Origin of the sequence: Bacillus sp. hwrm1, from assembly GCF_040207805.1 — a bacterium.
In the GTDB taxonomy this organism is placed as follows: Bacteria; Bacillota; Bacilli; order Bacillales; family Bacillaceae; genus Bacillus; species Bacillus velezensis.
In genome coordinates, this window is the sequence record NZ_CP157943.1 from 2790377 (window position 1) to 2813759 (window position 23383).

Consider the following 23383-nt stretch of genomic DNA (forward strand, 5'->3'; position numbering starts at 1 on the left):
AGTACACTCCTTCTTCAAAAACCTATCCTTCAATATTTCTACAAAATACCTCATCTTCCTTCATTCGCCCTATACATTTCAGAAAATTTCAATGATATGACAAGTTAAAGTCTTTTTCTACGATCCTTACCTCCCCATTACATCATCCTAACAATCCCTTTTGTCCTCCTTCAATTTTTTGTTTTTTATTTTAAAATGAACACCAACAGGAAATAATCATGCAGTGGATGATTTTTGAAGAGAAGGTGATGCTATGACAAAATCGCGAGACAGTTACTTTGACAACGCCAAGTTTATCTTGATTTTTCTGGTGGTGTTCGGCCATATCCTCCGGTCATTTATTAACGGAAATGAGTTTATGCTCCATCTCTACAAATTCATTTATACTTTTCATATGCCGGCCTTTATCCTGGTTTCCGGCTATTTCGCAAAAAACTTTAAGCGGAAAGGTTATGTGAAGAAGCTGGCTGTGAAGCTGATTATTCCGTACTTGATTTTTCAGGGCATTTACTCAGTTTTTTACTATTTGATTCAGGATGAAAGCATGGCAAGCGTCAATCCGATTGATCCGCAGTGGTCTCTCTGGTTTTTAGTCAGCTTATTCTTTTGGAATCTGCTGCTTTACCCCTTTACGAAGCTGCCGAAAATGTGGGCGCTTGGGGCGAGCTGCGGGCTTGCCGTCATGATCGGGTATCTTGATTTTATCAGCAGCACGCTGAGTCTTTCACGGACGTTTGTTTTTCTTCCGATGTTTCTCGTCGGGTTTTATTTAAAGAAACAGCACTTTGATTTGCTTCGGGCTAAAAGAGGCAGGCAGATTGCCGCGGGCGTACTGGGGATTGTTTTCCTCTTATGCTGGTGTATTGATTTTGATTACTCGTGGCTGTTCGGATCGGAGCCTTATTCTACATTCGGCACAGTGTCGCTGTTGAGCGGTCTGTCGCGCATCGGCTGGTATGTTTTGGCCTTTGCCGCTACTTTCAGCTTTTTGGCGCTCGTTCCGCAAAGGCGTTATTTCTTTACGAAATGGGGTACGAGAACGTTTTACGTGTATCTGCTGCATGGATTCATTATAAAAACGCTGCGGCAGATCGGGCTTGAAGATCACTTGTCTGATTATCAGAATTTAGTCATGCTCTTAATTTTAACGGCCGCTCTTACGTCCATTCTCTCCAGCAATGCGGTGAAAACGGCCGCACAGCCGTTTATTGAGCTGCGGATCACCGGCTGGCTTGAAGCGGTGAAAGGAACAAGAAACGGTGCTTATTCGAAATAATGCAAAATACCTCTTAAGCGTTATCGCCTAAGAGGTATTTTTTATTGTTTGCCGTCTTCTTTTTTCTTTGGCTTCGTCTGTTCAAGCGTTTCAATCCATTTTCCGGCGTTATAATCACCGAGCTCGCTTGCAAACTCTTCTTCAAGCAATTTAGGGTCCATCGGCTTTTTATGGTTTTGCATGTCTTTGCTGTGGCGGTTTTTTTTCGTCATGTTACTCGCCTCCTTGTTTGCCGTGTTTTGATTTGCGGTTTGCGCCTCTCAGTCCGGGATCACCGTCATATTGTGTTTTGTATGCATCTTTGTCCATGCTCTCAGTCGGTGTGTTGTTGTTGGTCAAAGCTTCATTCTTTGCTGCTTTGCGTTTCATTTGATTTCCTCCTTCTGTCAGCAAATCTGTTTTGAATTCATCAAGCATTTTTTTCAAGTCGCGCACTGTCACGTTTTTGGCCTCATCAATGAGTTCATAGCCGATCTGTCCGTTCGGCTCAAGCAGCACATATTTAAAATCTTGAATGTCTCCGAGGCCTTCCTGCCTGATCCTCATTGACAGCTGAGCTTCGGTAAAACGCATTTTTTTTAAGTTTTCCGGGATGATTTTTCCGTTTCTGACAACGGCGACGGTTTTTCCTGAAAATAAAAACTCAAAAAAGCTTGATTTGATTTCTAAATATTCCATCAGGATTAATACCGCAATAAAAATCGCCGCCGCGAAAATAGTTTCCCATAAATTATGTTCAATAAACGGCTGAATAATAATCGAGCCGATCGAAATCATGATGACTGTCTGGGTCACCGACAGCTGGCTGATTGATTTCCGTCCGGCAATCCGCAATAAAAAGGTACCGACCGCTATCATAACTACCGACTTCCAAAATACGGTAAACAATGACGTCACCTCTTTACAAGTAGAATCTCCAAAGAAACTGTTTCCACTCATCCATTTTACGGCAATAAAAAACACCGCTTTCTGAAAAGCGGTGTCAGCCGATAATCATTCTTTCCTTCGGATAGTGATAATTTGCTTCGATTTCTTTTCGGCCGATCAGATAAAGGAACGTCAAAATGCCGATCCGGCCGATAAACATGACAATCATGATGACGCATTTTCCGATGTCGCTTAAATGCGGAGTAATCCCAAGCGACAGGCCGGTCGTTCCGAATGCGGAACACACTTCAAAAAGCAGTCCGAGGAGCGTCTGATTTTTCTCGGTCACGGCCAGAATCAGCGTCGATCCGAACACGAGCAGAATCGCCATCATCGTAACGACCAGCGACTTCATGACATCAGCCTGGTGAAGCTCGCGTTTAAAGACCTTGACCGCTTTATTTCCCCGGGCAAAATGAAACAGGGCAAGAAGGTTAAGCGCAAACGTCGTCGTACGGATTCCGCCGCCGACCGAGCTCGGTGATGCGCCGATGAACATGAGGGCGCAGATGAAAAATAATGTCGGCGCCGACAGCTGGCTGATATCAATTGTCGCAAGCCCGCCGCTTCGCGTAGCGGTTGATTGAAAGAGACATAAAAATAAAACATCATGCCAGCTTTTCCCCTTCATGACATGGCTTGCTTCAAGCGCATAAATGCCCACGGCTCCGAACAAAACGAGCATTCCGAACGTAACGGTCGTAATTTTCGTAAACAGCGTGAATGAGTATCTGCGCTGTTTTGAAAACAAAAAGTCCTTTACTTCTACGAGCACTGGAAAACCGATCGCACCGAAAATAATCAGAAGCATCGTAATAAACTGCACGAAATAGTCATGTCTGAACGGGACGAGTGAATTTCCCGTAATATCAAAACCGCCGTTTGTCGTGGCACTGACGCTCGCAAAGAATCCGTGCAAGTACGCCTGTTCAAACGAATCATAATACGTTAAAAAATATGTTCCTAAGATGATGCCGCCTAAAAACTCGATTAATAAAATCAAAAACAGCACTTGCTTCATCAGGTTGACGATACCGGAAAACTGCGATTGATTCTGATCCACCATGATGAGCTTCCGTTCCCGCAGACCGATCCGTTTGCCCATAATGAGCCAGACGAATGTTCCGAGCGTCATGATGCCGATTCCGCCGAATTGAAGCACGAAAGCCAAAATGACAATCCCGGCCGTGCTGAATGTATCAGCCGTGTTGACGACCGTTAAACCGGTGACACTGACTGAGCTTACAGCCGTAAACAGCGCGTCTATAAACGACCAGCTGGCCCCTTGTTTGTGGGCGGCCGGCAGACTTAGCAAAATAAATGCCACCGTCACAGCGAGAAAATAATATAATGCAATCAGCTGTGCAGGCGACAAGATCTGTATGAATTTCTTCAGTTTTAATTTCATAAGATAGTTCCTTCTGCCTCTCAAATGTAGTACGTAATTATTCTAATGATATTGGGAGAATTTTTAAAGGTCTTTTTAGAAAGATTTTTCATTACCTTATGTAATTTGCCGATCTTTAAACAAAAAACCTCTGAAACGAGGGACTGACCCCATAATATGAGACAAACAAAAAACACCTTCAAGTTTGAAAACGGATCGTTGTTATCCGAAATTAGACTTGGAGGTGTTTTTCTATGAGGGCAAGAGTGAGTTATCCGGTTGAAGTCAAACAGAAGGCTGTAGAAATGAGATTGGCGGGCGTGCCTGTGAAGGAGATCATGCAGGAATTGAATATAAAGAATAAGACGCAGGTGCAGACATGGGTCAGGTGGTATAAAGCTGGGGACACACATCGATTCGAACAACCTGTCGGAAAGCAATATTCTTATGGAAAAGGTCCAGAGTATTCTTCCGAATTAGAGAAACTGCAGGCAGAAAATCGTTATCTGAGACAACAGAATGAAGTGTTAAAAAAGTACAACGAATTGGAAAGGAAGCTGATAGCGAAACGCCAGTCGAGCTTGTAGAAGCATTGCGCAGCACAATGACCATAAAGGATATCTGTATTCATTTAGGTATCTCTCGAGCGTCTTATTATCGTTGGAAGAATAATCTGATGAAGGATCATCCCAAGCGCCATTTGGAAAAACAAATCGGCACGTTGTGCCGAGAGCACAAGTATCGATATGGATATCGAAAAATCACAGCCATACTAAAAAAGAGAATGTGTATTAACCATAAAACGGTTCAACGTATTATGCAGAAGAATCAATGGCAGTGTCGGGTTAAGGTGAAAAAGCGCAAGAAGGATGGGCAGCCATATGCCGTGGCCGAGAATATATTGGATCGGAACTTTCAGTCTGATCGCCCTCTGGAAAAGCTAGTAACGGATATCACATATTTGCCTTATGGGCAGAAACAATTGTATCTTTCCAGTATATTGGATTTATACAATGGAGAAGTGATTGCTTTTACGATTGGCGATAGACAGGACACAGACTTTGTCTTACACACACTTGATCAGCTGCCCGCACTGCCAGAGAACTGTGTGTTACATAGTGACCAAGGTTCTGTTTATACATCTTATGAGTATCAGAAAGCTGTTAAAACAAAAGGCATTACCATGAGCATGTCCCGCAAAGGGACGCCCGCTGATAATGCCTCCATCGAATCGTTTCATTCCTCACTAAAGTCTGAAACGTTCTACCTCGACAGGTTGGAAAGCACTACGACGACCATCGTAGAACAAACTGTCGAAACCTATATACACTATTATAACAACATTCGTATTCAAACGAAACTAAACAACCAGCCGCCGGTAACATACCGACAGCTGGCTGCTTAAAGGTGTTTTGATCCCTGTCTCAAAAACGGGGGTCAGTCCCACGATTGTCAGAGGTTTTGTTGATTATTTTGCTTCCAGCCTGCGGATGCGCTCATCGAGATCAGGGTGTGTGGAGAACAGTGACGAATGCTTTTTGCCGTTAATTTTTAACGTCTGCACCGCCGTCTGGTCCTCTTCATTCACATGTCCTGTATAAGACTTCAGCGTACGCAGGGCGTAAATCATTTTATCCTTGCCGGCAAGGTCTGCACCGCCGCGGTCAGCGTGAAACTCTCTGTGGCGCGAGTAGGCGAAGACGACAAGACTGCCGAGAATGGAAAAGATAATCTGAAACACGATCATCGCGATAAAATGAACGACCGGCGCGAGGTCTTCTTTGACAAAGCGGCTTGCAACCCAAGCCGCGATTCGGGAAAGGAATACGACGAACGTATTGACGATTCCCTGCAGCAGCGTCATCGTGACCATATCACCGTTTGTGATGTGTGCGACTTCATGGGCAAGAACCCCTTCCACCGCAGCATCATCCATCTGCTGCAATAAACCTGAAGAAACCGCGACAAGCGAACGGCGCTTAGAAGGTCCGGTCGCAAAAGCATTGACCTCCGGGGAATGATAAATGCCGACTTCAGGCATTTTCGTCATCCCTGCGGCACGGGCCAATCTGTGCACACGGTCAACCAATTGCTGTTCTTCATAGCTGAGCGACTGTTTCTTCGGATTTAACACCCGGACGCCCATCATCGTTTTGGCCATCCATCTGGACATTCCGAGAGAAATAAAAGAACCGACAAAACCGACGACAAGACTGAACACGAGCAATGCCATCAGATCAATGCGGCCATTTTGTATATACGAGCCGACACCGGTAACGCTTGTAATAATCGTAAGCACAATTCCGATTGTCGTAATGACCAAAAGGTTCGTTAAAATAAACAGAAATATTCTTTTCGCCATAATTACCTCCGTCTTTTTTAAGATCAAAAGAACTTATTTACTTAAATTATAAATGATCTGTTTGAAAATGCAACAATTTCGACGTATGATGTTAATGTAATTCTCAGTGATATTAAAAAGTGAACACGTAATCAATCAGAGGTGAACCATGAACACGTTTAAACTGACCCGAACTGATATGGTCCGGCTTCTTTACGCGCTAAAAGGCCAAGGAGACGCAACCCCTCTCCAAATCTTATTGCAGTCAGCGGATATGACCTTGGATGAGGCGGAAAGCCGTCTGCATATCCCTGAATTTCTGACGAGATTCGAACGAAAAAAAGAGAAAAAGGAATACGGGCTTTCAACTAACGAGATTGTCGAGCTGGGAAATCTGTGCGAGCTGACGTCTTTAAAATCAACCGCCGTCCAAAACTGGGTGAAGCGCGATATTAAAGATTTAATCGGCCACCCCTTACTCGGCAAAAAATATACAATTGAACAAGCTGTCATCCTTCTCATTGTACGTGATTTAAAATCAATTTATGACTTCGAACATATACGCGGCATATTAAAAATCGCTTTTAACACGATCACAGACAGATCAGACGACGTCATCAGCCCGATCAGCTACTATGAAAGCTGCGCCCAAGTGATTGATTATCTTCATCATAAGGCAAACCCGCCGATGAAGGAAACGAGCCTGCAGGAGCTCGTCGAAGAGCAGACGGACAAGCTCAAAGGCTGCTTTAAAGAACTCGGAAGCGGACAATGGAACAATATCAGATCCATAATCGCCGTCACGGTGCTCTCCGTTTTGACTTTCCATATTCAAGCCTCAGCCTACAAAATGACCAGCCATTTATTATAATTCATAACGCTTCTTCGCCCCGGTGTCTGCGCCGGGGTTTTTTTGCTGTACAACAATTGCCAGCATAATCAATACCGTTCCGTTTGAAACTAAAACGCGAAAACACATCTTGCCAGAGAAAAGGAGATGAAAAAGATGGCGAGCAGAAATAAACTCTTAGTTCCAGGGGCTGAGCAGGCACTTGACCAATTTAAATACGAAGTGGCTCAAGAATTCGGCGTGAACCTTAGCTCTGATACAGCAGCACGCGCAAACGGCTCTGTAGGCGGGGAAATGACAAAACGTCTTGTACAGCAGGCTCAATCACAATTAAACGGGAAAAATCAATAATGCAGCTTATTCGCCGGGACTTCTCGGCGAATTTTGATATTTATCGGCATTCTCCTTTCCGTGCCGGTAGCCGTTCGGATTCCTTCGGTCTGACGAATCTTCATGATGCCGATAGGATTCCCAATGTTCATTGCGATCATGATTCCAGTAATGATTGTAATACTTTTGCTTAGGCTCTTTGTCATTTCCGTTTTCCTGAGGATTTTGTGTTGGGGGCTGCTCTGTTTCCCCATCTTGTTCCTTCTGTGTGTTTTCCTCTGATCCGGAAGCTGCATTTTTTTCGGTTTGCTGATTGCCGTCCTGACTGTCCGGCTTCGCTTCTTCCGTACCGGGCGTTGTTTCATTGTTTCCCGGCTTCTCTGCTGCCTTTTCTTCATCAGGAGCTGTCTTTTCATCAGCCGCCGGCTTTTCTGTGTCCGGCTGCTCGCTTTGATCAGCGTCTGTTTCGGTATCTTTTTGATCTGTTTCATTGCCGTCGGTTTGCTTTTCAGGCTGTTTTTCTTCTGTTTTCTTTTCGTTTCTTCTTATGTAGCTGCCTGTTGACATCCCTTCCTGTTTTGCTTTTTCTCTTGTTTCCATATCAGATTCAAGCGATTGGACCTGGTAGGTGCCCTTATATTTTTCAGTCATGTCGGCCAGCTGTTTTTTAACGCCTTTTTTATATGTATTGTCATCTGTATTTTCATAAACCGTGGAAATTAAAATCTCTTTTGATTCCTTTACATATCCATGCTTGCTGCAATCGGTAATAATATTACTGATGACTTCCTTAAAATCGCTGCTTTTCCAATCTCCGATGTCACTGATGACCTGTTTGGCGTCATGGTTCAGCGGTGTCAGTTCAATGACTTCATATTTGCTGTTTAAAGCCATTTCAATGCTGGGATTAATGTCAAGCGTCATATACGCGTAAGCTTTGTTATCAGAAAAAACCGGGAGCAAAATTAAAATAAACAAAATAATAGCAGTCATCGTAAACACTCCCAATTTAAAAGGGCGCAGTTTCAGAAAATCAAAAAAGCTGGCCCTTCTTCCCATACGCGTTTCGCCTTCGAACGTAATTTCCTCTCCGATTTCACAAGTGCGGTGATCATTTTTTGTTTTTAAAAATTGTCCGTCAGGGGTTAGCAACGTGACGAATTTTTTATTTTTCTCTACTATGATCCCTCTTCTCATGAGTGCAACACCCCTTTAAGATAATCTTTTAAATAAATATAATCACCGGTAATAATAATACTCATGGCGATGATATATTTTCGGTTCCGTTCGATCGTTTTTCTGCTGACCGACACGAGCTGCTCCAGCTGCTTGACAGGAAGCTGTTTTTTCTGGTGCAAAATGGACGCCAGCTCTTCATTTTCAACAAGCGTGTAGGCTACCTTAATCGCATTCTGCCTCGCATCTGTATGCTTCGGCGATTGTTCCAGCAGCTCTTTAAAAGACAGGCCGTATTCTTTCAGCTGCTTCTGAAAAAAAAGAATTTCTTCCCGGCGCTGTTCCTGTTCTATCTGTTTGCGGTATTCATCAATGGAAAGCTCCGCTTCGATAAGGCTCTGCGAAGATTCCTGGTCGTCGCCTTCCTGCACATCCATATTGATATGCTGAGCGGTTCTTGCTTCTTTTCTGATATAATCTATCACTTTTCTTTTTATAATCAGCTCTGCAAATGCAAGCAGCGAATTACCTTTTTCAGCCGAATATTTTTCAATGGCTTCGTTAAACGCGATCAGCCCGATGCTGAATTCGTCGTCTTTTTCATCTATATATCGTTTACAAACGGATGAAACCGTCTTCGCGATAAAAGGCTTATATTGTTGTATTAAATCGTTCTGCAGATCTTTGTCGCCTTTTTGTATTTTTTCAACAGATGTTTCAAGCGTTTGCTTCTTTTTTCCCAATTTAAACAAAAGGCTAAGCACTGGTTTCACCTCAGTTCCTCCCTATAACTACTCATAATCATAGCTAATTTAGTAGGGATTCGCAAAGGAAGAAAAAGAGAAATCGATTTCATTTGTCTCAATTATGACAAGCCAATAAGACGTACTATACATGATTTCGTGCCCCCATGCAGAATTAAGGGGGTTTTCTCTGTGTTTTTTGTAACAATGCTGTTATAAAATTGTTATCATATGTCTTAAATGTAAGCGTTTCAAACAAAAAAGGGAACCTGCTTTTTAAAAAAAGCCAGACTCCCTTTTTGATCATTTTACGCGTGTTCTCTTTTTTCCGATTCCGCGCCAGACTCTATTTGTTTTGCTCCTGACATAAACCATCCGCAAACCGCAATGGCAGCCAGAACCGCCCAGAAAATGATTTTCCAGGCCGCCGAATGGATGATATCTGCCGGAATTATACCGAGTTCCTCATGGGCCAATGTATAAAGAGCGAGCTTCACGCCTACCCATCCGACAATCACAAATGCCGCCGTTTCAAGGCCCGGCCTGGTTTTCAGTAAGGATACGAACATTGATGCCGCAAAACGCATAATGATTAAACCGATTACGCCGCCGGCTAAAATAACGAGAAACTGACCGCCGTCCAAGCCGCCGATGGCAGGAAGCTGAGTTCCCGGGAGCGTTACGGCAAGCGCGACCGCCGCTAAAATGGAATCAACGGCAAAAGCGATGTCCGCGAGCTCCACTTTCAAGACAGTCTGCCAAAACCCGCTTTCTTTCTGCGTTTTCTGACCGGCGTTATCTTTAAATACATACCGCTTCAGCAAATGGCTGACCGCAATGTAAAACAGATATAAAGCGCCGACGGCCTGGACCTGCCAAACATTCACCAGAAAAGAAATGGCGAACAGCGACCCGAAACGCAAAATAAATGCGCCCGCCAATCCGTAAAATAAAGCCTTCTTCCTTTGTTTTTCAGGAAGATGCTTCACCATCACAGCCATCACCAGCGCGTTATCCGCCGCCAAAATCCCTTCCAGCCCGATTAAAACGAGAAGAACCCATCCATACTCCAATAATAATGCAAAGTCCAATCCATTCCCTCCGTTTCTTTTTTCTATCATCCGAGCTTATACCGGCGGTTTTTTACGCAAAAAAGACCTTTGCCGATATAAGGCAAAGGTCTTGCTAGACATGAATGATTGGCATGCCAACAAAGCCGATGGATATGATCCATGAATTGACGACTTTGTTTCCGGAATATCCGGACGCTACTCCCCTTTGGGATTTCAAGAAATATTTGTTTATACGCTCATGATAAAGCCTGTTTCATCATTTGTCAACGCTTAACTTTTTTAACAAATTGAGAAATTTTTTCTGTTTTGGCCCGCTGTTTTCTTCTCTTTAAAAACATCCAAAGAATGAGAAGCAACACAATGAATATACCGAGCGGCAGCATATATTGATCGAGAATGGAACCGACGCTTTTCCAATTTTCCCCGAGTTTCATTCCGAGGTATACGTAAGCAAATGTAATCGGCAGCATCGCTGCATATGTATATAGAGAGAACACCCAGACATTCATCTTCGCTATGCCGCACGGCAAAGAAATCAGCGTCCTGACCCCCGGTATAAAACGGCCGCTGAACGCGACCAAACCTCCGTGCTTCTGAAAGAAATCATCTGATTTCTGCAGGGATTCGGGTTTTATCCATATATACTTTCCATATTTCAGCAAAAACGGCCGACCGCCCAGCCTGCCGATTCCATATAAGACAAGCGGACCTGAAACACCGCCGAGCGAACCGGCAAACACGGTCCCGGCAAGTGTCATATCCCCTTTTGAGACCCAATAGCCCGCAAGCGGAAGAACAATTTCCGCCGGGATGAATTCTATACTGAGCGCCAAAAAAATTCCGGCATAAGATAAGCTTTTAAACGCCTCTATTATTGATATGATGAAATCTTCGATGATCTATCACTCCCGGCTTACGTCTATATTCCGAAACTTAAGAATGATTTTAACACAAAACCTTGAGGCTGAAATATCTTTTAGACATGCCCTTTATAAATGTGAGTCGTTTCAGATCGGTATAGCGGGAGGGAATGACATGCGCAATACAACGTCCCGCCTGTCTCCTGATTGCTTGTCTGGCGGCGTTTACATCACTTAAGATCTCCCGAAAAGTAAGCGGCGGCTGACCGCGGATTCAGTTCATATGGGAGCGGGAAATTTTCTCAGTCACCACATGGGAATGCGTGGGCATTTCCCGGGGAATGATTTTGTATAATCTTTTTGATTACCGCTGATGATTTTCAGGGACTTCAGCGCTTTAAAGAACTTACCGATTCACTGATTGTAAATAAAGAATTCATTTCCTTTTCAGCCGACCATTTCCGCCTGAGGAAATGGAACAGCCGCTCCATGAAGCGCCGCAACACCCATAAGTTGCTACACATGGAACGGACCCGTTTATCCACAATAAAGACAAAAAGGAGTTTTTATTCATGCACACGATGTGGAAGGGTTCGATCAGTTTCGGCCTCGTCAATATCCCGGTCAAGCTCTTTGCGGCCACTGAAGATAAAGATATAAAATTCCGCAGTCTTCATAAAGAAGACCATGCGCCGATTAAATACGAGAAAATCTGCACCGGATGTGAAAAAAGTCTGGAACCTGATGAAATCGTGAAAGGCTATGAGTATGTAAAAGGGAAATACGTCATTATGACAGACGAAGACTTGAAAGACGTAAAACAGGAACATGAAGAAAAAGCGGTTGAGATTGTTGACTTTGTCCAGCTGCAGGAAATTGATCCGATTTATTTTAACCGGTCATATTATGTCGGGCCGGGAGATAACGGCACAAAAGCCTATACACTTCTGCGAGAAGCGCTGAGGACGACGGGTAAAATCGGGATTGCCTCCATTACGATCCGCTCTAAACAGCAGCTTGCGATTCTTCGCGTGTATGACAACTGCATCGTGATGGAATCCATTCATTATCCGGATGAAGTCAGAAATGCCGGACATGTGCCGGGCGTTCCCGAGCAGACAGCCGTTAATGAAAAAGAGCTGCAGACGGCGATTACGTTAATTAATGAGCTGACAACCGAGTTTGACCCGGAACAATACGAAGACACATACCGGAAAGCCCTTCTCGCTAAAATTAACGATAAGCTCGAACATGAAGAAGCGGGCGTGACACCGGCTGCTGCCGGCCCGCGCGAAGATGTCATCGATCTTGTCAGCGCGCTTCAGGCAAGCATTGACCGGACGAAGCGGCCGGATCGCGAACAGGCTGCACCGGCGCGGCCAAAAGACGCCGCGTCAGCAGGCGGCGGAGGCAAAAAGCAGAAGACGACCAGACAAAAAGCCGGAACGTCTTAATCATGGTGCTGACGATGCAGCCGATTTTGACCTCTGTACCGCCTGAAGGCAGTGAGTGGCGCTATGAGGTAAAGTATGACGGGTTCCGCTGTCTTCTCCGCATAGACGAAAGCGGCGTTACATTAACCAGCAGAAACGGACAGACGCTGACGAATCAATTTCCGGAAATCACAGCTTTTGCGGCTCGGTGTTTTCAGCACATGAAAGACAGGTTCCCCATTACGCTTGACGGAGAGCTTGTCTATTTAATCAATCCGTACAGAGCGGACTTTGAGCATCTTCAAATCCGCGGACGTTTAAAACGGACGGAAGCAATTGAAAGCACCGCTGATAGACGGCCGTGCCGCTTTCTGGCATTTGATCTCCTCGTTCTGGAAGGCGCGGGCACCGTTTCATTACCGTATGTGAAACGGAAACGCGCCCTTTCCAAACTGCTTAAAGAAGCAAATCTTCCAGCCTGCCCTCATCACTTAGCGGAAGAAGCGATTCAATACATTCCGGAACACACTGACTTTGATGCGCTTTGGGACAAGGTCGTCCGCCATGACGGAGAAGGTATCGTAGCAAAAAGGGCTTCCAGCGGCTGGGCGGAAAATAAACGCTCCCCCGACTGGCAAAAGTATAAACATATGAAAACGGCACATGTGCTATTAACCGGGTTTAATCCGAAGAACGGGTATGTAACGGCCTCTGTTTTAAAAGACGGCACCGCCGTCCCGATCGCTTCCGTTTCCCACGGCATGCAGGCGGAAGAAAAAAACGCCGTCAGAACCATTATGGAGACCCACGGAAAAAAACAAAAAAGCGGCGAGTATACACTTGAGCCTTCTATCTGCATGACCGTGCAGTATTTAACCATATTGCAGGACACGCTGCGTGAAGTATCTTTTGTGTCTTTTCAGTTTGAAATGGATTGGACGGAATGCACGTATCAGCAGCTTATCCTTCACTCTAAAACGCTGCCGCCGAAGCTGCAGTTCACAAGCCTGGATAAGATTGTTTTTAAAAAACGTGAAAAAACGAAAGCAGATTTCCTTAGTTATATGGTGAAAATGAGCGATTTTCTTATGCCCTTTCTTAAAGATCGGGCCGTCACGGTGATCCGTTATCCGCACGGCGCGCCTGGCGAATCTTTTTTTCAAAAAAACAAACCGGACTACACGCCGGACTTTGTCTCAAGCGTGTTTGACGGGAGCCACGAGCACATCGTATGCAGCAGCATACCGTCACTTCTATGGCTGGCCAATCAGCTGGCGCTTGAATTTCACGTTCCGTTTCAGACAGTGCATTCTGAAAGGCCCGCAGAAATCGTCATTGATCTTGATCCTCCGTCAAGGAATGATTTTCCTATGGCAGTGGAGGCTGCGCATGTGCTGAAACAGCTGTTTGACTCATTCAGCATTACGTCATTCCCGAAGCTCTCCGGAAATAAAGGCATTCAGCTCTACATCCCGCTTTCACCGGAAGCATTCACCTATGAAGAAACCCGTGCGTTCACAATGCTCATCGCCGATTATTGCGTCAGGACGCGGCCGGATCTTTTTACGACAGAGCGGTTTATCAAAAACCGAAACGGCAGGCTCTACCTAGATTACTTGCAGCATGCCGAAGGGAAAACCATTATCGCCCCCTATTCGACCCGGGGCAACGAATTGGGAACGGTTGCGGCTCCCCTTTATTGGAGTGAAGTCAACTCCTCTTTAACACCTGATGATTATACGATCGATACAGTAGTGAACCGCGTCAGGACAGAGGGAGATCCGTTTTATGATTTTTACCGGAATCCGCAGGACGGCCCGCTTTCAATCGTGCTTGAGCAAATCAAGAGAAAGAGCTGACGCTTTTTGTCAGCTCTTTTCAGTCTGATACGTGCACATCAATTTTTCTTTGGAAATAAATAAATAGCAGGAGTAAGGAATGTTTTTGAGGGTGAGCTGTTTTGCAGTAAAGTATAAAATCGGAATATGGGCCGCTTTCTTAAACAGCCTGTAGCAGCCGCTGGACGGTTTTATCACATCAAAACCGAGTCTCGCAGCTCCTTTATGAAGCATTGTAATGCCGACGACTCCCTTAATCTCGTCTTTCCGTTTATGCTGGTTAATATAATCCGCTAAATGAGGCATGGATTGATATACCTTCTGATATAGCATAATCCCCCTTCTGACCGCGCTTTCAATAGGCTGCAGCTCTTTCAGGAGTTTGACATTATGAAGATGAATCTTAACTAACACGTCGTTTTTTTTAATTCTGGTTCCGTCGCTCAGGATGACTTCTTTTCCTTTATATCTAGTCAAACGGACGCGGAATACATTCGATTGCCGTTTATCAATCAGCGTCAGCCGGGTAAAGAAGAAATAAAGCGGATCAAGTAAGTACCATATAGACAGCAGACAGCTTCTCACATGTTCACCTTCTTTATATTCAAAGCACCCTCATATTTTGGCATGGGGCATGTCACATTATGATTGGTAAATAATGATGCCGACCTGTATCAGCTTATGCAAAAACCGCTTCAGGCTCTACTGTCCGGAACAGAAAAAAACACTCTTCGTGAAGAAGAGTGTTTGTATCCGCTTTCTTTTAACGGAAAAGCAAATGCTGGCTGTGAATTCCCGCTTTTTTCAGTAAGGCTATCAGCTGTTCCTGTTCCTCAGGCATAAGTCCTGAAAACGCTCTCGCAATTCTCAATGAATGAATCGGATAAATTTTATCCAAATACTCGTTTCCTTTATCAGTTAAATGGGCGTAAACAGACCGTTTGTCCTTAGGGTCTTGTTCTCTGACCAAAAACCCGTTTCTTTCAAGCTTGTCGATGACATAGGTGACATTCCCGCTGACAAGCAAAAGACGCGACCCGATTTGCTGAAGCTTTTGCGGTCCTCTCGTATAGAGCAGCTCCAAAACGGCAAATTCAGTCGGATTAAAACCGTGTTCTTTACTGTCGCGGATGCTGTGTTCAGACACACTCTTGAAAGCCCTTGCAAAAACTTTGTACAAATTCATCGAACGCATCACTTCTTCTTCGTTAAATGATAATCTCATCATATCTACCCCGTATTTAAGATTTTTATAAAAAAATAATGTAAACCCTTACAATTCATAAGAGTCGTTCTTTGTTTTATATTCTATTCGTGCCGTTTTTCAGAATTCCTTCTTTTTTATATAAAAAAATACCCTTATACATCATTTAATTTGTATAAGGGTTCCGTTCTTTATAGGGAATGTTCCGAAAAAAATACGCGTATTCCTTTCTCAGCTCCGTAATTGTCATGGAATTGAGTATTTCTTTCGTATAGACTCCGATCTGCAGAAGCTTTTTGGAATAATGGTTTCTCTCTTTGTCCAATGCATTTTGAAGCAAACGACTCATAGCGGCCTCCTTTGTTTTCCGTTATTCTATGATCAGAATAACGCTTTTATATCAAAGACGTATAAAGCCATTGTAAAACTTCTGTAGATTATGATGTTTTTCGGTAAAGTCCGTTCTGGACGGCTCTGAGCAGCGGAAAAGCGTGTTCCCCGGCAAGCTGCATGAACGCCTCCAGCATTTCATCGCGTTTCATATCTAATTCAATGATTTCTTTTGCCAGCGAAACCGCTTTTTCTTTCTCCATTCCTATCCTTCCTCCTCATTGTGTCTGTACAGTAAGCATAAAACGGGGCACAGAACCATGCATTAACCTTGTCAATTTTTCTGCCGCTTTTTTTCTAAAATTTTCTATTCCGCGTCAGAAAACCTGACAAGCGTCAGGTTTTTTCTCTTTTTTTCTTATATAATATGAGTAAAAGACATCCAGGGGTGGAAAAATGACGACAGACGAACAATCTTACAAAGATAAAAAAGTAATCTCGATCGGCATTGTAAGCGAATTAACCGGATTGTCAGTCAGACAGATCAGATACTATGAAGAACGGAAATTAATCTATCCGCAGCGTTCATCACGGGGAACGAGAAAGTATTCCTTCGCGGACGTTGAGCGGCTGATGGATATTGCCAACAAGCGGGAAGACGGCGTGCAGACGGCTGAAATTTTAAAAGACATGCGAAAAAAAGAACAGGCTCTCAAAAACGACCCGCAGCTCCGCAAAAAAATGCTGGAAGGACAGCTTAATGCTCATTTTAAGTATAAAAACCGCTGATCAAAAAAGTCCGCCTCCTGTGAGACGGACTTTTTTTATAAAGCATGAAGAAATGCAGTTGCAATGCCGAAATAAATTAATAAGGACAAAATATCGTTCAGCGTCGTAATCAGCGGTCCTGATGCAATCGCCGGGTCAATGTTCAGTTTATGAAGAATAATAGGGACGATCGTTCCGGCCATCGTACCGATAATCAACGTTGCAAGCAGCGATGAACCGACGACAAAACCGAGCGTTAAGTCTTTCTGCCAGACGGTTGCGACAATCGTAATCGCGATCGCACAGACGATGCCGATATAGATACCGGTTCTTAATTCACGGAAAATCAGTTTAAAGATGGTTTTTTTATTCATTTCTTCTTTAGCCAGTCCTCTGATGACGACGGCGAGTGACTGTGTGCCTGTATTACCCGTCGTTCCCGCGATCATCGGCATGAAAAACGCGAGGGCGACTACTTTTTGCAATGTATCTTCAAAATAATTCAGAATGCTTCCGGAAATCAATCCGATAAACAAAAGCAGAATGAGCCACGGCAAACGGCGGTACGCCGCAACGTACGCTTTCGTATCAAATGTAATCGCCTTACCGGAGGCTGCGAATTTTTCGTAATCTTCATCGGCTTCTTTAATCACGACGTCAATAATATCATCGACAGTGACAATACCGACAAGCACATGATTTTCTTCCACGATGGGAATGGCTAAAAAGTCATACCGCTGGATCAGCCTGGCGACTTCTTCCTGGTCTTGGAGCACCCCGGCCGAGATGACACGTGTAAACATGAGATCCTGCACTTTATCCTCAGGCTCGCCGAGAATTAAATCTCTGTAAGAGAGCACTCCGACAAGCTGCTTGCTGTCATTAATCACGTACAAATAATTTATTGATTCTGCGATTTCTGCAAAGCTTTTCAGCTTCACGACCGCATCTTTTACTGTATAATGCTGCGGAATCCAGACGAAGCGGTTCGTCATCATCCGGCCCGCCGATTCTTGCGGATAGTTCATCAAAAGCTGTACGGCCTTTGATTCCTCAGCCTCCATGCTGGATAAAAGCTGTTCTTTCAGTTCTTCATCCATCTCTTCCAGCAATGCGGCGAGATCGTCGTTATCCATTTTATTCATTGCGAGAGTGGCTTTCGTTTTACCGACTTTATGCAAAACGGCAAGCTGAAATTCCCGCTCCAGCTCTCCGATCATGTCGGTGATGTCATCAACCGTCATATATGACAGATAGCGGGCCCGGTGCTTTTCCGGCATTTCTTTAAACAAAAATGCCATGTCATAGGGCTGAAGCTCATCTATCATGTTTCGGAATTCTTTTATTTTTCCGTCCCGCAATAAAATGATAATGCGTAATATGAGTTCGTCATAGGTCATGTTTTGGACCATCGGGACTCGTACCTCCTTTACGGAGACGCGCCGTCCGTCAAGGGAAGTGCGGCGGTTTGTCTCCTCATCATGTCGTCACTGGTTATCTGGCTGTATATGGGTACTTCTTCTGACATACTCGAATGGGGAGAATCCATACTCCGCACCTCCTTATCATGCTCAGTCGTGTACGTTTTGAGGCATAAAAAAAACCTTCTGATATGAAGGCGAAAACAAGCACGGCAAATAAACGTGCGGGGCCTCCAATCGTAGAGCTTTAGCACTGTATGGCATAGGACAGCCATCCAGCTGCGTTAAGAATCACCTTATGTCGATGATTCCTGTTGACCCATTGGCGTCTTTGGACATTTTTGGGCAGCAGCGTATCTCCATACAGGAGCCTCACCTAACGAAGTTCTTATTTGAATTGACACACTGAGATTACAGAAAAAAAAGGAATGTGTCAACCTTAAATTTGTGATTTCAGCACATGCCTATAAAATAAACGGAATAAAGGCATAAAGCCCTTATTCCGGCAAATCGCTTTCATCCTCTTCTGAAAGGAAATGATAGGATTCATGCAGCATGAGCGCGTACTCCCCTTCTTTTGTCGGATGCGGTACATACTCAGCCTCGTTGATATACTGCTCTTCCCTTTTCTTCATATGACAGACCTCCTGTTCAATTTTAGATTGTCCAAAAGAAGACCCGTTATCATAGAAAAGAAAAAATCACTTGCAGAGCAGGACATGCAGCTATATTTTTCGGATCGTGAAAAAGTTCCTAAGCAGCCACGGGCCCGGTTTGAAACCGAGCGTTAATTGCCACGCGCCGATCGCCTGCAGTCCGAACTCCCGAACGAGAACCATTTTTTCACTCATGCTCCGCACATCCTCAAACCACACTTCATGCGTTCTTCCATTTTCATCAGTATACCGGAAGTAAGGGGAACGCTCCTGCTGGGAATAACGGATCACTGATTGATGCTTCATGGCCGTTTCCATGGCGCGCTGATTGGAGATGGCGGATCCGATCGTTCCGGGACGGTACGGAATCACCCAATCATACCCGTACAGCGGAACACCGAGAATCACTTTTCTTCTCGGCACCCTGCTGATGGCAAAATTGATCGTTTGCCTGACCTCTGTCAAAGGCGCCACGGGTCCCGGCTCACTGCCGGCGTGGTGCCAGTCGTACGCCATAATGAACATATAATCGACGACGGTTCCGATTCCGCCGTAATCATATCCCCTCAGCCACGGCACTGCATCACTTGTTTTCGCCGGAACCGATATCGTTAACGCGAGCTGATGCTCTGAAAGCCGGGTTTTTAACTGCCGGAGAAATCCTGTGAAGAGGTCCCTGTCAGCTTCTCTGACCCGTTCAAAATCGATATTTACACCGCCGTACCCCTTTCTTACGGTTAAGGAGACGATATTGTTGACGAGATTCGTCCTTGCCGTCGGATTTTGCAGCACTTGATGGGCTAATTCCGGACTGAATCCCCCTTCTGTCAGATTCGTAATGACGGCAAGCGGGCGCACTCTGTTCTGCCATGTGGTTTCTATTGCGGTTCTGTCGTTTAAATCGTTAATGATATCTCCGTTCGGGCCAAAATGATATTCAAACAAAGAAATCGCCGAAGAATACGGCGCAAAATCATTAATTAACTCTCTATCCGCTTCAGGCGTCCGTATGACATAAAATTGCAGGGTGCCCGCAAGATAGTTAGAGATATCAGGGATCTTCACTTTCATACCCGCCCGCAGCCGGTTCGGCGGAATATCCGGGTTTGCCTGCATCAGCTGCATCTGCGGCACATAAGCCTTACCTGCGATAACGGCATACGTATCATTCGGCTGAACCGTATATTCATTAAGAGGGATTAAAAGCGCCTGCCCCGGAACGATATTCGTTTCCTCAAGCCCGTTGACGCTTCTGATGCTGTCAACAGGGTATCCGTACTTTCTGCTGATGGAAAATAACGAGTCACCAGACTGCACTGTATGAACAAACATAGATGTCCTCCGTTTCCTTTTGATCAAAAGGGCTCTTCTTATCTTTATGAATGATCATCCGGTCCGATTCCAAACTCTGTTCGGAGAAAGGCTGTTTACAAATCAGACATGATCAACTATGATGATGTCATCATAAAAAACTGTATAGGAAACGCACTAGGGGTGCTGTTATCGGCTGAGATAAAACATGCGGCAGGCGTGTTTTGATCCCTTATAACCCGATCTGGATAATACCAGCGTGGGGAAGTGCAGATTGACCGGAGCGCAGGGTTTTTCCCCATGCGTTTTCGTTCTGCTGCTGCATATTCCCTCGGATATGCAGTTTTTTATTTTTCATTAAAAAACGGGGGAGGACACCGCAATATGAAACTGAATATAAACCGCCTGTAAAATCAACTCTTTCATACATACGACTATCCGATAAGAAAGCAGGAGATCACAATGAAAAATTGGAAAATGAGAGAAATTGTCGTCATGTCCGTCATCAGTGTTGTATTTGCTGTCATTTATTTAGTATCAACTCATGCAAGCAATATAGCGGCAGGATTTTTCGGCCGGATGAGCTATGAGCCGATTTACGGTATCTGGTTTATCGTCTCGGTGATTGCCGCGTACATTATTCAAAAACCGGGAGCGGCTCTCGTTTCTGAAATCATCGCCGCGTTTGTGGAGTGCTTACTCGGAAATCCGTCAGGACCGATGGTGATTCTGATCGGGATCGCACAGGGAATCGGTGCGGAAGCGGTCTTTTTTGCGACACGCTGGCGGGTGTATACCCTGCCCGTGCTTCTTTTATCCGGTATGGGGTCTTCTGTGACGAGCTTCATTTATGACTTGTTCGTTTCCGGATACTCTGTTTTGAATCCGGGTTTATTAGCCGTCATGCTTCTCATCCGTCTGGTCTCAGGTGCGCTTCTTGCCGGCCTTCTCGGCAAAGCAATCAGTGATGCGCTGGCTTACACAGGGGTGCTGAGCGGCATGGCGCTCGGAAAACAATTCAAGAAGAAAAAGAAACAGGTGAACCAAGATGCAGGCATGTGAGCCCCTTCTATCGGCCGGCCGTCTTACCTTTTCTTATGATCAGGATGAAAAGCCGATTCTTCAAAACGTGTCCTTTCAGCTCCGCAAAGGAGAGCGGGCTTTATTGCTCGGGCCGAGCGGATGCGGCAAAAGCTCGCTCGCTCTCTGTTTAAACGGTCTGTACCCGGAAGCATGCGATGGGGTTCAATCGGGAACCGTGTCTTTATACGGAACACCTCTTTCACATCTGACAGAACCCGCCGCCAGATCCATCGGCGTCGTGTTTCAAGATCCGGACCAGCAGTTTTGCATGCTGACGGTCGAAGATGAAATCGCCTTCGGCCTGGAAAATTTGCAATATACAAAAGAAGATATGGACGCAATCATCGATGACGTTTTAGAAAAATTAGAGATCACTCATCTGAAAACGCGAACGATCGCTTCGCTGTCAGGCGGTTCAAAACAAAAAGTGGCGCTTGCCTGTATCATTGCGATGGAACCGGAACTCATTATTTTGGACGAACCGACGGCACAGCTTGATCCATATTCCGCACGTGAATTAGTGCGGCTGATCAAAGATCTTCAAGCAAAAAAAGGCTTCGGCCTTCTCGTTATCGAACATCAGCTTGATCATTGGGCGCCGTGGATGGACAGGACGATTGTCCTTGACGAAACGGGTCAGAAGGTGATGGACGGAGAGACGGACGTTATCTTTGAAACAAAGGTTGAAGAGCTGATAGAGCTCGGCATTCCGATTCCGCGTGTAATCTCATTGCAGAAGCACGTCAGCATTCCTTTTACATTGTGTAAAGAAAAGCTGTTTCACGAACCTGTACCGTCTCTGCCCGAACCCCGGCCCGCCGCGCTTTCGGCAGAAGACGCGCTGAGCGTTCACGGGCTGTCATTCTCAAGAGGAGCAGACGTCATTTTTCAGGATGTGAGCTTTTCCGTAAAAAAAGGTTCAATCACCGCGATTGCCGGTCCTAACGGAACAGGAAAATCCACGCTCCTTTCTGCCGCGGCCAAGCTCATCCGTCCGCTGGGCGGAGACATCAAAATAGACGGCAGACCGATTGATTCCTATTCTGAAAAAGAGCTGCGGCGGCTGATCGGATATGTTTTCCAAAATCCTGAACACCAGTTTGTCACAGATTCCGTCATTCAAGAGCTGATGTTCGGTTTTGAAAGCAGCAGAGCCGCAAAGGAGAAAGCTCTTCAGCTGTTAACCCGATTCGGCCTGAGACGCCATGCCTCACAGCATCCGTTTTCTTTAAGCCAAGGACAAAAACGCCGGCTCAGCGTCGCAACGATGCTTATGCACAATGTGAACGTTTTGATGCTTGATGAACCGACTTTCGGACAGGATGCCAAAACGGCGCGGGAGTGTATGCAAATGCTCCGTGAGATTCAAAAGGAAGGAACGGCTGTTTTGATGGTGACACACGATATGGAACTCGTCTCAGATTATGCCGACACGATCCTTGTGCTCTGCGGCACGAAACTGGTATTCCGGGGAACTCCCGACGCTTTATTTTCTGATAACACCAGGATCGCCGAGCAGGCGCATTTGGCTTTGCCGCTGCGGTATGAATGGATGAGACACGACAGGAGGCGGAGAAATGAACTTGCGGCTGGAGGCTGTTAATCCGTCAATAAAGGCGGCGGCTGTATTGTTATGCGTCATAATGCTGTCGTTTATTTATAATCCGTACACCCCTGCTTTGTTTTATATCATCATTGCGGGAGGCGTCCTCTCGGCGGGTCGTGTGCCGCTGAAAAAATGGCTGCTGTTCACGATTCCGTTTGTCATTCTGGCCTTCGGTTCTTTATGGACAGCCGCCGTATTCGGAAACGTCCCGACAACCGGAAGCAACCTGCTGTTTAAGCTCGGGCCGATTGCCGTCAACAGTGATAACGCGGCGCTCGGGATTTCTATCGCGTTTCGTATTTTATGTTTTTCCGCTTTGTCGATGATGTTTCTTTTCACAACCGATCCGATTCTGTTCATGCTCAGTCTGATTCAGCAGTGTAAGCTGCCGCCCAAGCTTGCATACGGCGTTATCGCGGGGTTCCGGTTTCTCCCTCTTCTGAAAGATGAAATCCTGATCATCCGGCAGGCGCACAGAATCAGGGGCGCGGCGTCTGATTCCGGGCTGAAAGGAAAGCTCTCCGCCTTCAGGCGCTTCACCATTCCGCTATTGGCAGGCGCAATCAGAAAGGCGGAACGCACGGCGATCGCGATGGAATCTAAAGGCTTTACGGGGAGCCGAAACCGCACGTTTTACAGAACTGTTACCGTGCGCCGCGCCGACTGGTGCTTTTTCCTGCTCGTGCTTCTGTTATTCGGCGCAAGCTGGCTCATTTCATTGTTGTTTGTATAAAAACAGGCCGCCGGAGTGATTCGGCAGCCTGTTTTGT

Annotated in this window: 24 protein-coding genes, 1 pseudogene and 2 riboswitches; of the genes and pseudogenes, 10 read left to right on the forward strand and 15 right to left on the reverse strand. The window is 45.4% G+C overall.

Annotated features, from left to right (window positions below; all coding sequences use genetic code 11):
* The first annotated feature begins 253 nt into the window (after positions 1 to 253).
* Positions 254 to 1276, forward strand: a complete 1023-nt coding sequence (locus ABK447_RS13805) for an acyltransferase family protein (RefSeq protein ID WP_015239729.1) — start codon at positions 254 to 256, stop codon at positions 1274 to 1276.
* A gap of 41 nt (positions 1277 to 1317) precedes the next feature.
* Here ABK447_RS13805 and ABK447_RS13810 read toward each other — a convergent pair whose 3' ends face one another.
* The 3 genes from ABK447_RS13810 to ABK447_RS13820 all read right to left on the reverse strand — a co-directional run bounded on the left by ABK447_RS13810 (position 1318) and on the right by ABK447_RS13820 (position 3611).
* Positions 1318 to 1488 carry a hypothetical protein gene (locus ABK447_RS13810; RefSeq protein WP_007610936.1) on the reverse strand — a complete coding sequence of 57 codons (171 nt, stop codon included), beginning with the start codon at positions 1486 to 1488 and terminating at the stop codon, positions 1318 to 1320.
* Between the two features lies 1 nt (position 1489).
* A complete protein-coding gene (locus tag ABK447_RS13815) occupies positions 1490 to 2164 on the reverse strand; it encodes a DUF421 domain-containing protein (protein ID WP_042635144.1) in 675 nt (224 codons plus the stop codon).
* A gap of 94 nt (positions 2165 to 2258) precedes the next feature.
* Positions 2259 to 3611: a TrkH family potassium uptake protein gene (locus tag ABK447_RS13820; protein ID WP_007408478.1), complete on the reverse strand. Its 1353-nt coding sequence runs from the start codon at positions 3609 to 3611 to the stop codon at positions 2259 to 2261.
* Positions 3612 to 3844: 233 nt separating this feature from the next.
* Between ABK447_RS13820 and ABK447_RS13825 the strand changes: the two genes are divergently transcribed.
* Positions 3845 to 4995, forward strand: a protein-coding gene (locus ABK447_RS13825) for an IS3 family transposase (RefSeq protein ID WP_160223007.1) whose coding sequence is annotated in 2 segments (ribosomal slippage) — positions 3845 to 4118 and positions 4118 to 4995 — 1152 coding nt in all. Because the reading frame shifts where the segments join, the coding sequence is not laid out codon by codon here.
* A 63-nt stretch (positions 4996 to 5058) separates the two neighbouring features.
* Here ABK447_RS13825 and htpX read toward each other — a convergent pair.
* Complete coding sequence (gene htpX, locus ABK447_RS13830) at positions 5059 to 5952, reverse strand: protease HtpX (RefSeq protein ID WP_197200252.1); 894 nt, start codon at positions 5950 to 5952, stop codon at positions 5059 to 5061.
* 148 nt (positions 5953 to 6100) lie between these two features.
* Between htpX and ABK447_RS13835 the strand changes: the two genes are divergently transcribed.
* Together ABK447_RS13835 and ABK447_RS13840 are read left to right on the forward strand one after the other, a co-directional pair.
* On the forward strand, positions 6101 to 6802 hold the full coding sequence (locus ABK447_RS13835) for a DUF1836 domain-containing protein (protein WP_007407208.1): 702 nt from the start codon (positions 6101 to 6103) through the stop codon (positions 6800 to 6802).
* A 135-nt stretch (positions 6803 to 6937) separates the two neighbouring features.
* Entirely contained in the window at positions 6938 to 7132 is a 195-nt protein-coding gene (locus tag ABK447_RS13840) for an alpha/beta-type small acid-soluble spore protein (protein ID WP_003154717.1), read from the forward strand.
* 6 nt (positions 7133 to 7138) lie between these two features.
* Here ABK447_RS13840 and ABK447_RS13845 read toward each other — a convergent pair whose 3' ends face one another.
* The 4 genes and pseudogenes from ABK447_RS13845 to ABK447_RS13860 form a co-directional block, all read right to left on the reverse strand.
* Positions 7139 to 8308, reverse strand: coding sequence for an anti-sigma factor domain-containing protein (locus ABK447_RS13845; protein ID WP_007407209.1), 1170 nt, complete (start codon positions 8306 to 8308; stop codon positions 7139 to 7141).
* The gene (sigI, locus tag ABK447_RS13850) at positions 8305 to 9060 is read right to left on the reverse strand and encodes an RNA polymerase sigma factor SigI (RefSeq protein ID WP_003154719.1); all 756 of its coding nucleotides are present in this window, start codon (positions 9058 to 9060) and stop codon (positions 8305 to 8307) included. The genes ABK447_RS13845 and sigI overlap by 4 nt, the downstream gene beginning before the upstream one ends.
* A 278-nt stretch (positions 9061 to 9338) precedes the next feature.
* Positions 9339 to 10236, reverse strand: a pseudogene (locus tag ABK447_RS13855) (TerC family protein).
* 130 nt (positions 10237 to 10366) lie between these two features.
* The gene (locus ABK447_RS13860) at positions 10367 to 11002 is read right to left on the reverse strand and encodes a DedA family protein (RefSeq protein WP_369878818.1); all 636 of its coding nucleotides are present in this window, start codon (positions 11000 to 11002) and stop codon (positions 10367 to 10369) included.
* Positions 11003 to 11535: 533 nt separating this feature from the next.
* Between ABK447_RS13860 and ABK447_RS13865 the strand changes: the two genes are divergently transcribed.
* Complete coding sequence (locus ABK447_RS13865) at positions 11536 to 12417, forward strand: Ku protein (protein ID WP_015239724.1); 882 nt, start codon at positions 11536 to 11538, stop codon at positions 12415 to 12417.
* Between the two features lie 2 nt (positions 12418 to 12419).
* Positions 12420 to 14255, forward strand: a complete 1836-nt coding sequence (locus ABK447_RS13870) for a DNA ligase D (protein WP_039062973.1) — start codon at positions 12420 to 12422, stop codon at positions 14253 to 14255.
* A 9-nt stretch (positions 14256 to 14264) separates the two neighbouring features.
* On the opposite strand, the gene ABK447_RS13875 is transcribed toward ABK447_RS13870, so the two are convergent.
* From ABK447_RS13875 to ABK447_RS13890, 4 genes are all read right to left on the reverse strand, one after another.
* Positions 14265 to 14819: a hypothetical protein gene (locus ABK447_RS13875; RefSeq protein WP_007407215.1), complete on the reverse strand. Its 555-nt coding sequence runs from the start codon at positions 14817 to 14819 to the stop codon at positions 14265 to 14267.
* 178 nt (positions 14820 to 14997) lie between these two features.
* Positions 14998 to 15462, reverse strand: coding sequence for a MarR family winged helix-turn-helix transcriptional regulator (locus ABK447_RS13880; RefSeq protein WP_007610911.1), 465 nt, complete (start codon positions 15460 to 15462; stop codon positions 14998 to 15000).
* Between the two features lie 142 nt (positions 15463 to 15604).
* Positions 15605 to 15787: a Fur-regulated basic protein FbpA gene (locus ABK447_RS13885; RefSeq protein ID WP_003154731.1), complete on the reverse strand. Its 183-nt coding sequence runs from the start codon at positions 15785 to 15787 to the stop codon at positions 15605 to 15607.
* A gap of 88 nt (positions 15788 to 15875) precedes the next feature.
* Entirely contained in the window at positions 15876 to 16031 is a 156-nt protein-coding gene (locus ABK447_RS13890) for a hypothetical protein (RefSeq protein WP_003154733.1), read from the reverse strand.
* Positions 16032 to 16224: 193 nt separating this feature from the next.
* On the opposite strand from ABK447_RS13890, the gene tnrA reads away from it, so the two are divergent.
* Positions 16225 to 16557, forward strand: coding sequence for a MerR family transcriptional regulator TnrA (gene tnrA, locus ABK447_RS13895; protein WP_003154734.1), 333 nt, complete (start codon positions 16225 to 16227; stop codon positions 16555 to 16557).
* 35 nt (positions 16558 to 16592) lie between these two features.
* Here the strand turns inward: tnrA and mgtE are convergent, their stop codons facing one another.
* From mgtE to ABK447_RS13910, 3 genes are all read right to left on the reverse strand, one after another.
* Positions 16593 to 17948 carry a magnesium transporter gene (gene mgtE, locus ABK447_RS13900; protein ID WP_012117400.1) on the reverse strand — a complete coding sequence of 452 codons (1356 nt, stop codon included), beginning with the start codon at positions 17946 to 17948 and terminating at the stop codon, positions 16593 to 16595.
* A 234-nt stretch (positions 17949 to 18182) separates the two neighbouring features.
* Positions 18183 to 18348, reverse strand: a riboswitch (M-box (ykoK) riboswitch).
* Between the two features lie 106 nt (positions 18349 to 18454).
* Positions 18455 to 18592 (reverse strand): transcriptional regulator SplA domain-containing protein, encoded by a 138-nt coding sequence (locus ABK447_RS13905; protein ID WP_003154740.1) that lies wholly within the window; start codon positions 18590 to 18592, stop codon positions 18455 to 18457.
* Positions 18593 to 18682: 90 nt separating this feature from the next.
* A complete protein-coding gene (locus ABK447_RS13910; protein ID WP_015239721.1) occupies positions 18683 to 19945 on the reverse strand; it encodes a glycoside hydrolase family 18 protein in 1263 nt (420 codons plus the stop codon).
* A 148-nt stretch (positions 19946 to 20093) separates the two neighbouring features.
* Positions 20094 to 20207: riboswitch (TPP riboswitch) on the forward strand.
* A 179-nt stretch (positions 20208 to 20386) separates the two neighbouring features.
* On the opposite strand from ABK447_RS13910, the gene ABK447_RS13915 reads away from it, so the two are divergent.
* Genes ABK447_RS13915 through ABK447_RS13925 form a run of 3 tightly spaced genes read left to right on the forward strand, consistent with a single transcriptional unit; the run spans position 20387 to position 23346 of the window.
* Complete coding sequence (locus ABK447_RS13915) at positions 20387 to 20986, forward strand: ECF transporter S component (RefSeq protein WP_069007511.1); 600 nt, start codon at positions 20387 to 20389, stop codon at positions 20984 to 20986.
* Positions 20973 to 22610, forward strand: a complete 1638-nt coding sequence (locus ABK447_RS13920; RefSeq protein WP_160223004.1) for an ABC transporter ATP-binding protein — start codon at positions 20973 to 20975, stop codon at positions 22608 to 22610. Before ABK447_RS13915 ends, ABK447_RS13920 begins: the two co-directional genes overlap by 14 nt.
* Positions 22585 to 23346 (forward strand): energy-coupling factor transporter transmembrane protein EcfT, encoded by a 762-nt coding sequence (locus ABK447_RS13925; RefSeq protein WP_022553447.1) that lies wholly within the window; start codon positions 22585 to 22587, stop codon positions 23344 to 23346. Before ABK447_RS13920 ends, ABK447_RS13925 begins: the two co-directional genes overlap by 26 nt.
* The last annotated feature ends 37 nt before the right edge of the window (positions 23347 to 23383 follow it).